The 13661-nt window shown below is 64.1% G+C and carries 13 protein-coding genes and 1 tRNA gene; 10 read left to right on the forward strand and 4 right to left on the reverse strand.

All coding sequences use genetic code 11. The features are described from left to right. Nucleotides 1-52 precede the first annotated feature (52 nt). Nucleotides 53-496, reverse strand: a complete 444-nt coding sequence (locus ACFRJ9_RS03885) for a hypothetical protein (protein WP_377664625.1) — start codon at nucleotides 494-496, stop codon at nucleotides 53-55. Between the two features lie 215 nt (nucleotides 497-711). On the opposite strand from ACFRJ9_RS03885, the gene ACFRJ9_RS03890 reads away from it, so the two are divergent. The 4 genes from ACFRJ9_RS03890 (at nucleotide 712) to ACFRJ9_RS03905 (ending at nucleotide 3861) form a co-directional block, all read left to right on the forward strand. After that, a complete protein-coding gene (locus tag ACFRJ9_RS03890) occupies nucleotides 712-2205 on the forward strand; it encodes a D-alanyl-D-alanine carboxypeptidase family protein (protein WP_377664693.1) in 1494 nt (497 codons plus the stop codon). 100 nt (nucleotides 2206-2305) lie between these two features. Then, nucleotides 2306-2376: transfer RNA gene (locus ACFRJ9_RS03895), tRNA-Gly, on the forward strand. A gap of 196 nt (nucleotides 2377-2572) precedes the next feature. After that, on the forward strand, nucleotides 2573-2707 hold the full coding sequence (locus tag ACFRJ9_RS03900; RefSeq protein WP_011776304.1) for a hypothetical protein: 135 nt from the start codon (nucleotides 2573-2575) through the stop codon (nucleotides 2705-2707). Beyond that, nucleotides 2704-3861 (forward strand): N(5)-(carboxyethyl)ornithine synthase, encoded by a 1158-nt coding sequence (locus ACFRJ9_RS03905; RefSeq protein WP_377664627.1) that lies wholly within the window; start codon nucleotides 2704-2706, stop codon nucleotides 3859-3861. Before ACFRJ9_RS03900 ends, ACFRJ9_RS03905 begins: the two co-directional genes overlap by 4 nt. A gap of 91 nt (nucleotides 3862-3952) precedes the next feature. Here the strand turns inward: ACFRJ9_RS03905 and ACFRJ9_RS03910 are convergent, their stop codons facing one another. Then, nucleotides 3953-5338, reverse strand: a complete 1386-nt coding sequence (locus ACFRJ9_RS03910) for an MFS transporter (protein WP_377664629.1) — start codon at nucleotides 5336-5338, stop codon at nucleotides 3953-3955. Nucleotides 5339-5504: 166 nt separating this feature from the next. Here ACFRJ9_RS03910 and ACFRJ9_RS03915 point away from each other — a divergent pair, with 166 nt between their 5' ends. Beyond that, nucleotides 5505-6359, forward strand: a complete 855-nt coding sequence (locus ACFRJ9_RS03915) for a LysR substrate-binding domain-containing protein (RefSeq protein ID WP_377664631.1) — start codon at nucleotides 5505-5507, stop codon at nucleotides 6357-6359. Here the strand turns inward: ACFRJ9_RS03915 and ACFRJ9_RS03920 are convergent. Then, the gene (locus ACFRJ9_RS03920; protein ID WP_377664633.1) at nucleotides 6356-7288 is read right to left on the reverse strand and encodes an NAD-dependent epimerase/dehydratase family protein; all 933 of its coding nucleotides are present in this window, start codon (nucleotides 7286-7288) and stop codon (nucleotides 6356-6358) included. The genes ACFRJ9_RS03915 and ACFRJ9_RS03920 overlap by 4 nt on opposite strands. A 67-nt stretch (nucleotides 7289-7355) precedes the next feature. Between ACFRJ9_RS03920 and ACFRJ9_RS03925 the strand changes: the two genes are divergently transcribed. Then, nucleotides 7356-7694 carry a metalloregulator ArsR/SmtB family transcription factor gene (locus tag ACFRJ9_RS03925; protein ID WP_377664635.1) on the forward strand — a complete coding sequence of 113 codons (339 nt, stop codon included), beginning with the start codon at nucleotides 7356-7358 and terminating at the stop codon, nucleotides 7692-7694. A gap of 93 nt (nucleotides 7695-7787) precedes the next feature. Further along, the gene (locus ACFRJ9_RS03930; protein ID WP_377664637.1) at nucleotides 7788-8561 is read left to right on the forward strand and encodes a sugar phosphate isomerase/epimerase family protein; all 774 of its coding nucleotides are present in this window, start codon (nucleotides 7788-7790) and stop codon (nucleotides 8559-8561) included. Here the strand turns inward: ACFRJ9_RS03930 and ACFRJ9_RS03935 are convergent. Next, a complete protein-coding gene (locus ACFRJ9_RS03935) occupies nucleotides 8558-9586 on the reverse strand; it encodes a LacI family DNA-binding transcriptional regulator (RefSeq protein ID WP_377664639.1) in 1029 nt (342 codons plus the stop codon). The genes ACFRJ9_RS03930 and ACFRJ9_RS03935 overlap by 4 nt on opposite strands. A gap of 191 nt (nucleotides 9587-9777) precedes the next feature. Here ACFRJ9_RS03935 and ACFRJ9_RS03940 point away from each other — a divergent pair, with 191 nt between their 5' ends. From ACFRJ9_RS03940 to ACFRJ9_RS03950, 3 genes are read left to right on the forward strand one after another with little or no spacing between them, the layout of a single operon-like run. Beyond that, nucleotides 9778-10947, forward strand: coding sequence for a Gfo/Idh/MocA family protein (locus ACFRJ9_RS03940; protein WP_377664641.1), 1170 nt, complete (start codon nucleotides 9778-9780; stop codon nucleotides 10945-10947). After that, nucleotides 10947-12161 (forward strand): dihydrodipicolinate synthase family protein, encoded by a 1215-nt coding sequence (locus ACFRJ9_RS03945; RefSeq protein WP_377664643.1) that lies wholly within the window; start codon nucleotides 10947-10949, stop codon nucleotides 12159-12161. The genes ACFRJ9_RS03940 and ACFRJ9_RS03945 overlap by 1 nt, the downstream gene beginning before the upstream one ends. Then, a complete protein-coding gene (locus ACFRJ9_RS03950) occupies nucleotides 12158-13000 on the forward strand; it encodes a sugar phosphate isomerase/epimerase family protein (RefSeq protein WP_377664645.1) in 843 nt (280 codons plus the stop codon). Before ACFRJ9_RS03945 ends, ACFRJ9_RS03950 begins: the two co-directional genes overlap by 4 nt. Nucleotides 13001-13661 lie beyond the last annotated feature (661 nt).

Consider the following 13661-nt stretch of genomic DNA (forward strand, 5'->3'; position numbering starts at 1 on the left):
TGGCAACCGCTGCGCTCACGCAAGGTTCGTCGTCGTACTCCAGGGCTGCAAGCTAAGCGGCCGAGCGTGACTCGATCACTGCTTTGAGCTGCTCCAACTGGGCGACTTCGCCTTCCATGGTCTTCTGGATCATGCCGTTCATGAGCTTCTGAAGGCCCTTGGGGTGGTACTCGAGGGCGAACCGGAGCCTCGTGGTGTTGCCTTCGGTGCTCAGATAGTAGCCGCCGGTGGGTCGGGCAGGTCCAGCCACTACGGCGAATCGGACTTCTGCGCCGGGCCTGGCGTCGGTGATTTGGAAGTCGGCTGCGATGGGACGTCCGCCAGGACCTGACACTGTCTGCTGGTACAGCGCACCCTTTTGCCCGCGAACGCCGGACCGGAGCGAAATGCTGCGGACCCCGGCGCGCCAGAGGGAGTTGTTGAGCCCGTCCATCAGGAATCCGTAGACGGTCATGGCGTCCTTGCTGATCACCACTTCATAGTCTGCGAATGCCACGGAAACCTCTTTCGGCGTACGGTTCGGATGTCGTAGCCAAGTTCCCCATACGCTGCAGCTAACACCTTCAGAATAGTCAGCGCCGAGCGCACGCGACACACGAGGGCCGAGCCTTGATCGAATGGTTATCTGCCAAGGTTTCCGGTGCATGGCTGACAGACCGCCGCCGTCCCGGTAGAGTGCCTGCCGCTGGCTAAAACAAATGTGGGGGCATGATGCGAGTTCACAACCATCCGGGATCCATCAGGAATGTCCGACGACGGCTTGCAGCTTGCGCTGCTTTGCTGAGTCTGGCGGTGGCTGGGGGCGTCATGTCGGCTGCACCGGCAACGGCGACTTTCTCGCCGAACAAAGCAGCCACTACCGCGGTGCCCGGCACCGCGAACCCGTTGCCAAGCGTGGACCCGGTTGGCGATCCCGCAAACTTGTCCGTCCTGGTCAACAAGTCCCGGCCCTTGAACCCCGCCGGCTACGTTCCCGGGGACCTCGTCAACGCCCGCGGCTCGGGCTTGTACCTGCGTGCAGAGGCCGCGGCGTGGCTGAACGGATTGTTTCAGGGCGCAGCCGATGCCGGCACAGGGGGCTTGGCGATTGTGAGCGGCTACCGCTCCTATGCCCAGCAGCAGGAGCTGTATGCGTACTACGTCAATACCTTCGGCCAGGCGTATGCGGACTCGATTTCCGCGCGGCCGGGATACAGCGAACACCAGACAGGACTCGCCGTGGACGTGGGGAATGCCAATGGTTCCTGCGGGCTCAGCACCTGCTTCGGGGACACGCCCGCCGGCATCTGGGTGGCGGCGAATGCCCACAAGTACGGGTTCGTTGTCCGCTACCCCAACGGCTACACGAACACCACCGGGTACAGCTACGAGCCGTGGCACCTGCGCTACGTGGGCGTTTCCTTGGCCACGGACATGAAGCGCCGGGGTTTTCCCACCATGGAGCAGTTCTTCGCTGGAAACCCCGCCGTCTACGCGAGCATCAAATCCGGCGCGGACCTGGTGGCTGCTGATTCCTCCGGAAGGCTCCTTCGCTATCCGGCTCACGGCGGCGGGGGCTATGGCGTCCCTGTGATGATCGGCTCCAATTGGACAGGTTTGAAGCAGGCGTTTGTGGTGGATTGGGATGCGGACGGCGTCTACGACATCCTGGCGCAGTGGAACAACGGCACCCTGGGCCTGTTCAAGGGTTGGCCAGGAGGCGCATTCTCCACCCAGATCGTGGTGGGCACAGGAGATTGGGACTCCATGACCATCACCGTCGGCAAGTGGTCCAACGCGCAGGGGTTCCCGGGCATCGTGGGCTATTTCCCGGACGGCGGGCTGCGCTATTACCCCAACACGACGGGCAGGGCGTTGACGTACCGGGTGGACATTGGAACTGGCTGGGCGGGCATGGGCCTGACCATGGCGGACTGGGATGCTGACGGGGCCAACGACATCCTGGCCACCGCTCCCTCCGGCCAGCTCCTCAGCTACAGGGGCAACGCAGCGGGAGGCTTCGCGGGCCTGCCCACCACGGTGGGCTCGGGCTGGGGCACCATGAAGGCGCTGGTTCCGAGCTTCGGCTTGTCAGGTCCAGGCTCGCGCAGCATCACGGCGCAGACCTCCGATGGCTACCTCGTCGATTACGCCTTGGGGACCGGCCAGTGGGGAACCCAACGCCAGGTGGGCAACGGGTGGAACGGGATGAAGCTGTTCAAGTAGCCGCTGCGCTCGGGACAATCGTCCGTCCGGTGCGCCGGTCATAAGGTGCCCCGCAACTGCGCTAAGCTAGGACTCGCTCAAGGGATTTTTCCCTGGCAACGCGGGCGTAGCTCAATGGTAGAGCGCTAGCTTCCCAAGCTCGATACGCGGGTTCGATTCCCGTCGCCCGCTCAACGAAAACCCCGGATCAAACGATCCGGGGTTTTTTGTCCCCACCCAAAAGGCTCGACGCCGGCACCCACCTCAGCGGGCGGCCCGCCGGCCTGCAGGGACGCCTCTGCGGCTGGCGACCGTGGGAAGGGCGCCGCCCGGGTAGGTGTATCGTCAGAAGTCAGGAGCCATTTCGGCTCCGCTCTAGGGAGCAATCATGGGCGACAAATCACCGCGCCAAACCGCATCGAAGAAATCCAGCAAGTCCATCAAGGAAAAACGTGCGGATAAGCGGGCTTCCGAGTCCTCCGCCACCGAGGCCGCAAAGCCTTCTACCGGCAACAAGAAGTGACCGCGCAAACTGGCCAGCTGAGCATAGGCGTCCTTGCTTCCTCGCTGAAACCCAACGAGCGGCGCCTGCCGATCCACCCCCAGCATTTGGAGCGGATCGCTCCGGATGTGCGCCAGCAACTACGCCTCGAGTTCGGCTACGGCGAACGCTTCGGCGTCCCGGACACCAAGCTCGAATCGATGGTGGGCGGGCTGGCTACGCGCAAGGAGTTGATCGCCGACAGCGACGTCATACTGCTGCCCAAGCCACAGGCCCAGGATTTGGCGGAGCTCCGCGACGGCCAAACACTCTGGGGCTGGCCGCACTGCGTCCAGGACAGGGCCATCACCCAGCTGGCCATCGACAAGAAGCTCACTCTCATCGCTTTTGAGGCCATGAACCACTGGGCCGGCGACGGTGGCTTCGGCTTGCATGTCTTCCACAAGAACAACGAGCTCGCCGGGTACTGCTCCGTGCTCCACGCTTTGGCGTTGACTGGCTCTACTGGCGACTATGGCCGGAGGCTCAGCGCGGTGGTCATCGGTTTCGGTGCCACCGCTCGTGGTGCCGTGACTGCTCTGAACGCTCACGGCGTCCACGACGTCCAAGTACTGACCAACCGTGGCGTCGCCGCCGTCGGTTCTCCGATCCATTCGGTGCGGATCGTGCAATTCGACCACGACAGCAAGGCCCCGTTCCTCAGCGAAGTCATCACAAACAACGGCCGCAAGCCTTTGGCCCCGTTCCTGGCAGCGGCGGACATCGTGGTCAACTGCACCCTGCAGGACCCGAATGCGCCGCTGACGTACCTGCGCACGGAGGACCTGACGGAGTTCCAGCCGGACAGCCTGATTGTGGATGTCTCCTGCGACGAGGGCATGGGGTTCAGTTGGGCGCGGACCACCACGTTCGACGAGCCAATGTTCCGCGTGGGCGGCCACGTCAATTACTACGCCGTGGACCACAGCCCGTCCTACCTGTGGAACTCGGCCAGCTGGGAAATCAGCGAGGCGCTCTTGCCGTTCCTGGACACTGTGGTGGCCGGACCGGAGGGGTGGGAGGCCAACGAGACCATCTCCCGCGCCATCGAGATCCGTGACGGCGTGATCCGCAACCCGGACATCCTGGAGTTCCAAGGACGCTCGGCGGAGTACCCGCACCTGCCAACAGCCTGACGGAACCAAAGAGAAGCGCCCGCGGCATATGCCACGGGCGCTTTCTCTTTTTAACCGGCTTTTCCAAAGCTGCGTTGCTACCTGCCTTTGCTTAGGCCGCCTGGGCTCGGTCCACGATCCGCAGCACCCGTCGCCGGTCCCGGAGGTCCACTTTGAGCTGCAACGACGACTTCCTGGCCAGTACGACTGCCACCACCGCCGCTGCCAAGGCCGGAACCCCGCCCGAGACGGCGAGTGCTACGTGCGGACCCAGATGCTCGGCGAGCCACCCCATCATGGGACCACCAATGGCCTGGCCGCCGATGAGCACCACCAGGTAGAGGCTCATGACCCGGCCGCGGATGCTCAAATTGGAGCTGGTCTGAACCATCTGGTTGGCCGCGGTGAGGAACATCAGGCACCAGAACCCTGCCAGGACCATGGTGGCGCTGAACCACACCATGGACGGCATGGCGGCGGAGAGGCAGAGCATCAGGCCGTACAGCCCGGCAGAGAGAACCACCGACCGCAACCGCAGTTGCCGTCGGCGGGTGGATGCCACCGCTCCGGCGAGTGCACCGAGCGCAACCATGGCGTTCAGCAGGCCGTAGCCTCCGGCGCCGGCGTCGTACACGTGGTCAGCAAAGGCGGCCAGCAGCACGGGCAGGCTCATCGCGAAAACGGCCACGAATCCGGCCATCAACCACGGCCAGTAAATGGTGGGCTTGCTCAGCGCGTAGTGGAGGCCTTCGCGGAGCATGCCCTTCTTGCGTGGTGTGGGCTGGCTGATGTGCAGCTGGTCCTTACGGAGGATCAACAGCATGGCAACGGTGGAGCAGCAAGCAACAGCGTTGGCGGCGAAGGCCCATCCGGCGCCCACGGCAGTGAGCAACCACCCCGCGAGGGCAGGCCCGATCAGGCCGCCCAGCTGGAACGTTGTGGAATTCACGCTGATGGCGTTGCGAAGGTACTTGGGGCCCACCAGCTCATTGACGAACACCTGCCGGGCCGGCTGGTCCAGGACGGTCACGAAGCCCAGGACCAGGGCGATGACGTACACGTGCCAGACTTCAACGCGTTGGCTCAGGGAAAGCGCGGCCAATGCCGCGGCGAGCACGGCTGCTGCTGATTGGCAGATGATGAGGATTTTTCGCTTGGCGAAGCGGTCGGCCATCATCCCGCCCCATGGACCCAGGAAAAGGGACGGCATGAACTGAAGCGCAACCGTGATCCCCACAGCGGTGACGGACCCGGAGAGCTGGAGCACCATCCAGTCCTGCGCGATGCGCTGCATCCAGATGGCGATCACGGCAATGAAGTGACCAATTGCGAAGATCCTGAAGTTGGGGACCTTCAATGAGATGAACGTGTGCCGCCAGGGCAGCTTTTCGCTCACGACGGCGAGTGGCTGGGTGACGGTGTCCGGAACCTGGGGGGCGGACAGGGAGTCGATGACGGGCTGGCTGACAGTTGCCGCTGAAGGCGGTGGGGGTGCCAAAAGTAGTCCTCGGATCGAGAGTTTCGGTGGGATACGTTTAACGCTATGGTTGCCAGCAGCAATTATGGAAGCGTATTGCGTCTATAACTAGCATTGCGGAATGCAATGACCTTCCTGAATCGGCGCAGTACTTTGGACCACGCCGCCCAGCGCTTTGAGGAGTTCCGTGTTCGAACCTGTCCAGCTCCGCTCGTTCCTGGCCGTCGCGGAAACCCTGAGTTTCACCAAGGCCGCGGAACGTCTTGGACTCGCGCAGCCCACCGTCAGCCAGCACGTCCGCAAGCTGGAGGCCGCGGCAAAGAGGGTCCTCGTGGCGCGCGATACCCGCGAAGTGCGGCTGACCGATAATGGAGACGCGATGGCCGGTTTTGCACGGAACATCCTGGCCGCCCATGACTCCGCCGCCCGCTATTTCTCCGGTTCCGCCATGCGGGGCCGCCTTAGGTTTGGCACGGCGGACGATCTCGCCATCACGGGGTTGCCCCGGATCCTGCGCGAATTCCGCCAGCTGTATCCGCAGATCAACCTGGAGCTCACGGTCAGCCAAAGCGACCAGTTGTACAAGCGACTCAACGCGGGACAACTGGACCTGGTGTTCGTGAAATGGGTGGCGGGAGCAAAGGAAGGAACCGTGGTCCGGCACGACAACTTCGCTTGGGTCGGCGTGGAGCAAACGGTACTGGAGCCCGGGGCACCCGTTCCGCTCATTGCCTACCCGGCGCCCAGCCTCAGCCGGAAACTGGCCATCGACGCTTTGGAAGCCGAGGGTCGGACCTGGCGGATCACGTGCAGCACCAAACAGATCAGCGGGGTGCTCGCCGCGGTCCGGGCGGGCATCGGCGTAGCCGTGATGCCGGCGTCGCTGGTTCCCGAGGACCTGAAGGTCATCACCCAGAGGTTCGGGCTGCCGCCGGTGGGAGACGTCGATTTCACCCTCATCCGCAATCCCCTGGCCAACGCCGAGGTCATCGATGCCCTGACCCAGGCCATCATGGGCAGGACGCTGAGCAAGTCGACTTAGTGGCTGGGCCCGCCCGACTCATTGTGGCGACGCCGACTGGTCCACCACCCGACAACCCGGAGGTCCTCGAGGACGAAACGCCCATCGGGTAGAGCAGCCCGGATGCGTTCATCATCGAAAGCAAGCACCGGACGGAGTCCTTCGGGAAGCCCAGGCGCAAACGGCTCAGGCTCACTAACCCCCTCAGCGAGCATCTGTGCTTGAGCTTTCGCGACGAGCGGCACTACCATCGTCCACTCCGTCAGCTGCGCCAACGCCCGAATGGCCCACACCGGGGCGCGAAAATACAGAGGCTTCCCATCTGCCACATGGGCGATCCTGCGGACAGCCACTCCGAGCTCAAGCTCTTCGGCTCCGACCAAGGCGACTGTCGACCCGGGAACGCGACCCTCAAGGGCCCCAAGCAACGCATGGACGGCCTCCTCGACCGGGACCGGACGGACCGTCCGTTCCCGAAATCCGACCGTCGCGAAAATCGGAAAAGTTCGCACCGCGCGGGTCACGTGGTCCACCATATGGTCGCCCGGACCGTAGATCATCCCCGCCTTGAGGATCGTGTGGGCGATGCCGGACTGACGCAAGAGTTCCTCAGCAGCCCATTTGGTCTCGTGATAGGCCGAACCGCAGTCCGGCCTTGCCCTGAGGAAGCTCAACATGACGATCCGCTGGACGCCCGCCCTTCGGGCCGCCTCTATGACAGCGCGGGTGCCGTCGACATGTACACGTTCGAAGGTCTGATCACCGATCTCCCGATTAATCCCGGCACAATGAGCCACCACGTCGCAGCCAGCGAATGCGGCCGCTAGGGCATCCTCATCGTTGATCGGCACTCCCGTCCGCCTGGAGATGATGACAGTGTCCTCGCTGCTGAGCCGCTCTGCGAGGTGACGTCCCACAAAGCCTGCACCGCCGGTGATAGCTACACGCATTATCTTGCTCCTTCGCTTATTAGCAATGAAGCTAAACTGTATATAGCAATTGTGCTATATTGCAAACATGGCAGATACAGCATCAGACATCTTTGCCGCACTCGCGCACCCTACGAGGCGGCAGATTCTGCAGGACCTGAAGGACGGTGAGCTGGCCGCCGGCGAGATCGCTTCGAGGTTCAACGCCACGGGCCCCACCATTTCGCGCCACTTGAGCGTGTTGCGCCAGGCCGGCCTGGTCACGGAACGCCGCGACGCAAATCGCATCTTGTACTCACTTGCAGGTGAGCGCCTCGCCCTTTCAGTCGGCGACTTCCTCTCCACCGTCTGCCCCGAGCAGATAGTGCTGCGCGAGGTTCGGAAGCGCGGCACGACACACTCGATAATCAGCTCTTCCGAGGCCTGACTCGGTGCAGTAGTACGCCCACCCAGTGCGAGGGCTTGTTCAACAGGCGATACCCCCTATCTGGGTAAGCGCATTCCCGGTAGTCTGTAAAGCATGATCGACCTCACCACATTGGCTGACCTCACGCCTGGAATTTGCTCCGTCACCCTCCGCTCCAGCGGGATTGGCGATGTTGTCCGGATTTCCTCTGAGGCGGGCCTTGCCGGCATCGAGTGGGGTACCGACGTCCATGTCAGTGATGCAGCATCCGCAGCCCACGCCAAGGAAGCCACAGAAGCCGCTGGACTCACCGTCTTGTCGCTTGGTTCGTACTACCGATGCGGCGCGTTTGGAGACTTCGGCCGAGCACTGGACCTCGCCACCGACCTAGGCGCTCCGAGGATCCGGGTGTGGGCCGGGGAACTGGGTTCCGCAGCGGCCGACCAGGACCATTGGGATGCCGTAGTCAAGGACACGCAGCGGATTGCGGACCTCGCGGCCGAGCGGGGAATCGCCATCGCTTTCGAATATCACGGCAACACCCTCACGGACTCCCCCGCAACAACCTTGGAGCTCCTGCGCCGCGTGGGCCACTCCAACGTCGGCACTTACTGGCAGCCCGCCGTCGGACTTTCCGACCAGCAGGCGATCGAATCGCTGCACGAAGTCCTGCCGCACGTCGTGGGCGTGCATTGCTTCTCCTGGGGACCGGAAGCCGAGCGCTTTCCTTTGCGGAACCGGAAGCTGCTATGGCAATCCGTCTCCGACATCCTGCGCGGCAACGGCAAGGATATGGACATCATGCTGGAGTTTGTGGAGGACGACCTTCCAGGCAACGTAATCAACGACGCCGAGTTCCTGCACACCATCACCCTCGGCGAGGACTAGCCAGCGGGCAGTTCCGTGCTGCGGCGGAGCCTGACCGCGCCACTGACGGGAGGCGTGTCCGGATCCCCGGCAGCCAGCCGGCCGATGTCTTCCAGCGGCAGGTGCACCGTGGACAGGGCAGGCCTGAAGTCGCGGAGGGTCTCAATGTCGTCAAAGCCTGCAATGGTGGCATCCCGGGGAATCCACACGCCCTGGGACCGCAGTGCGGCCGTCACGCCAATGGCCATGACGTCGTTGACAGCGAAAATACAGAGCCGCTCCGCGGAAGCCTTGATCCGGTCCGCGAGTGCAAGTCCGGCCTCGTACCCGCCCGCCCGGTTGAATCCGGTGCTGATGACTTCGGCTGCGGGGCGGCCGGCGTCGGCCAGTCCGCGCTGGAAACCGCGGACGCGGTCATCCGAGGTGAACAGGCCTTCCGGGCCCGCCACGATCAGGAAAGCTTCGTGGTGCGCCGCCGCCAATTCCGCAGCCAATCCAGCCGCGAGTTCCTCATTGGGAACCTTGACCACCTGGTAGCCGTCCGTGGTGGAGGCGTCCACAATCGGGTGGCCGACCACTCCAACATGCCCGCCGTTGCGGCAATAGCGGTCCAATTCTGCAGCGAGCTCGGTGTTGCCCTGCCGGTCCTCGGTACGCGCCGAACGCGAACCCGCGATCACTATTGAATCAGCGCGGCGTGCCGCGAACGCTGCCACAGCCTCGCGCTCATCGTGCGGCGCACCGGAAGTGCTGGCCAGCAACACCATGCGGTTCTGCTGGCGGGCCGCTTCCTGGACACCGCGGGCGATGGCGGAGAAGTAGGGGTCAGCGATGTCATGGACGATCAAGCCGATCAAGCCCGAGCTGGACTTCGCGAGCGCCTGCGCCTGCGCGTTGGGAACATAGCCGAGCTTGTCGGCGGCCTCCCGGACGCGTTCCGCAATGTCCTCGGCCGGCTTCCGGGATGAGCCGTTCAGGACTCGGGACGCCGTGGCCAGGGAGACCCCGGCCAAACGGGCAACTTCACTGAGCGTGCTGGCGGCCACGGGGCCCTCCTTTTCTGGAAGCGTCGGGACTGGCGCTAAGGAAATTATGGCAGTCTTCCACAAGTTTCAGGAAAGCGCTTGCCAACCCGGCGCGTCATAGTGCATGATCGATTGCAGCGGGAATGCGCTTTCCCACATGAAATCAGCAAGCACCGGCGTCATCGACCGGCACACAAGGCACTGGAGAAAACATGGGCTTCGAAACAAAGACGATCCGCATCGCCATGAACGGCATCACCGGCCGTATGGGTTACCGCCAGCACCTGCTGCGGTCCATCCTCCCCATCCGCGACGCTGGCGGCTTCACCCTTGAAGACGGCACCAAGGTCCAGGTTGAACCGATCCTGGTTGGCCGCAACGAAGCCAAGATCCGCGAGCTTGCCGAACTCCACAAGGTCTCCGAATGGTCCACCGACCTGGACGCGGTCATCGCCGACCCCACCGTGGACATCGTCTTTGACGCTTCCATGACCAGCCTCCGCGCCGCCACCCTGAAAAAGGCAATGCGCGCCGGTAAGCACATCTTCACCGAGAAGCCCACGGCCGAAACCCTGGAAGAAGCAATCGAGCTCGCCCAGATCGGCAAGGAGTCCGGCGTCACCGCTGGCGTCGTGCACGACAAGCTGTACCTCCCCGGCCTGGTCAAGCTCCGCCGCCTGGTGGACGAAGGCTTCTTCGGCCGCATCCTCTCCATCCGTGGCGAATTCGGCTACTGGGTCTTCGAAGGCGACGTCCAGGCTGCACAGCGCCCGTCCTGGAACTACCGCAAGGAAGACGGCGGCGGAATGACCACCGATATGTTCTGCCACTGGAACTACGTCCTTGAAGGCATCATCGGCAAGGTCAAGAGCGTCAACGCCAAGACCGCCACGCACATCCCCGCACGTTGGGACGAAGCCGGCAAGGAATACAAGGCAACCGCTGACGACGCCTCCTACGGCATCTTCGAACTCGTTACCCCGGGCGGCGACGACGTCATCGGCCAGATCAACTCCTCCTGGGCCGTTCGCGTCTACCGCGACGAACTCGTTGAGTTCCAGATCGACGGCACGCACGGTTCCGCCGTCGCCGGTTTGAACAAGTGCGTTGCGCAGCAGCGCGCCCACACCCCCAAGCCCGTCTGGAACCCGGACCTGCCCGTCACCGAGTCCTTCCGCAGCCAGTGGCAGGAAGTCCCCGCCAACGCCGAACTGGACAACGGTTTCAAGCTGCAGTGGGAAGAATTCCTGCGCGACGTCGTCGCCGGCCGCGAGCACCGCTTCGGCCTGCTTTCCGCCGCCCGCGGGGTACAGCTGGCCGAGCTTGGCCTGCAGTCCTCGGCTGAGCGCCGCACCATCGACATCCCGGAGATCACCCTCTAATGACGTCACTGATTCTTCCTACAGAACACGCCGGCACCCGCGAGTACCGCCTTCAGCCCGCCACTGCGTGGGTCAAGCCAACAGCCCCGCTGACTGCCCGCCGCGCCTACGCCGCTGCGCACGTCATCCCCGAGGTGGCTGCGGACAACACCCCCGGCGCTCCGGCGCAGCTCGACTGGGACGCCACCCTGGCCTACCGGCACGAACTGTGGTCCTACGGCTTGGGTGTGGCTGACGCCATGGATACAGCTCAGCGTGGCATGGGCTTGGACTGGGCCGCGACCCAGCAGCTCATCAAGCGCACTGGTGCCGAGGCCGCCTCCGTGGTGGCTGGCAGCAACGCGGCAACGGCCGGCAAGTCGGTCCGCGACCTCGTTTCCTGCGGCGCGGGAACGGACCAGCTGGACATCGCTGCACTTCCCGAGGGCGCTGCCGGCATCCAGGCCGTCATCGACGCCTACCGCGAGCAGATCGCGGTCGTCAGTGAAGCTGGCCCCAAGGTCATCCTCATGGCGTCCCGTGCGCTGGCCAAGGTTGCGAACGGCGCCGACGACTACCTGCACGTCTACTCGACACTGCTCCAGGAAGTCGATCAGCCGGTCATCCTGCACTGGCTCGGCACTATGTTCGATCCCGCCCTGGCCGGCTACTGGGGCTCCGACGACGTCTCTGTTGCCACCGAAACGTTCCTCAGCCTGATCCGCGAGCACTCGGACAAGGTTGACGGCGTCAAGGTGTCGCTGCTGGATGCTTCCCATGAAGTCGCCCTCCGCGCTGCACTGCCTTCCGGTGTGCGCTTGTACACCGGCGACGACTTCAACTACCCGGAACTGATCGACGGCGACGAAACGCACCATTCGGACGCCCTGCTGGGCATCTTCGCCGCCATCTACCCTGCCGCTTCGGTTGCCTTGCAGAAGTACGACGCCGGCCAAGGTGCTGAAGGGCGCGCCATCCTGGACTCCACCCGCGAGCTCGGAAAGCACATCTTCAGCGCCCCCACGTTCTACTACAAGACCGGCATCGCGTTCATGTCCTGGCTCAACGGCAAGCAGCCCGGTTTCCAAATGGTGGGCGGCCTGCACTCGGGCCGTTCGGTCCTGCACCTGGCCAAGACCTTCGAACTGGCCGACCAGGCCGGTTTGCTGAAGGATCCTTCGCTGGCTGCGTTCCGCATGTCAGACTTCCTCCGGATCAACGGGGTGGGCGCATGAGCACGGATTTCTCGCGACTCTCGCTGAACAGCGCCACCACCAAGAAGTGGACCCTGGCCGAAGCCGTGGACGGTTGCGCCCGCGCCGGCATCCCCGCGATCGGCCCGTGGCGTGACCGCGTGGCTGAGGCCGGCTTGGACAAGGCAGCCAAGCTCATCAAGGACGCCGGCCTCCGCGTATCCTCGTTGTGCCGCGGCGGATTCCTGACCGCAGCCGATGCTGAGGGGCAGGCGGCCGCACTGGCGGACAACTTCGAGGCTGTCCGCGAAGCAGTTGCCCTGGACACGCAGGAGTTGTTCCTGGTGGTCGGCGGGCTCGCTCCCGGTGAGAAGGACGTCGTCGCTGCCCGCCAGCGCGTCGCCGACCGGCTTGAGGAACTTGTGCCGTTCGCCTCCGAAAACGGCGTCCGTTTGGTGCTGGAACCCCTGCACCCGATGTACGCGGCTGACCGTGCACTCATCTCCACCCTTGGCCAGGCATTGGATCTCGCCGCGCCGTACGACGCGAAGGCCGTCGGCGTCGCCGTCGACACCTTCCACGTGTGGTGGGACCCGGAGCTGAAGGCGCAGATCGAACGTGCCGGACGCGAGAACCGCATTGCCTCCTACCAGGTGTGCGACTTCAACCTCCCGATCGCTGCGGACGCGCTGTTGTCCCGCGGCATGATGGGCGACGGCGTCATCGACTTCGCGACCATCGGCACCTGGGTCAGGGACGCCGGCTACAAGGGCGACATCGAAGTTGAGATCTTCAACCAGGAAATCTGGGACGCCGACGGCGATACCGTCCTGGAAACCATGAAGCAGCGCTACGCGGAGCTCGTCCTCCCGTTCGCGTAACAATGTGATCCTCCCGCGAGATGCCCTAAGCCCCCGCGGGAGGATCACTCCAAAGTCAGCGGGTCCCTGCCAAGGTCACGGCAGGGGCCCGCTTTTGTGTGGCTGGCACCTGTGGGGCGTGCCGCCACCACCCACTTTGACTTCAGCATCCAGCGGACACGCCGCACCTCGCGTGTGTCGCAGGGCATTGGGCTTCAAAGAAGGTGGCGACAGCACAGCTGCCCGGCCAACCACAAAAGGCTCGACGACGACCCCCCGGGCAAGTGTCGCCGTCGAGCGCCTTGTGTGGCTGGCACCTGTGGGGCGTGCCGCCACCACCCACTTTGACTTCAGCATCCAGCGGACACGCCGCACCTCGCGTGTGTCGCAGGGATTTGGGCTTCAAAGAAGGTGGCGACAGCACACCTTGCCCGGCCAACCACAAAAGGCTCGACGACGACCCCCGGGCAAGTGTCGCCGTCGAGCCCTTTTGTGTGGCTGGCACCTGTGGGGCGTGCCGCCACCACCCACTTTGACTTCAGCATCCAGCGGACACGCCGCACCTCGCGTGTGTCGCAGGGGCTTTGAGTTTCAAAGAAGGTGGCGACAGCACACCTTGCCCGGCCAACCACAAAAGGCTCGACGACGACCCCCGGGCAAGTGCCGCCGTCGAGCGCCTTGG

The organism is Paenarthrobacter sp. NPDC056912, from assembly GCF_042786555.1.
Classification (GTDB): domain Bacteria; phylum Actinomycetota; class Actinomycetes; order Actinomycetales; family Micrococcaceae; genus Arthrobacter.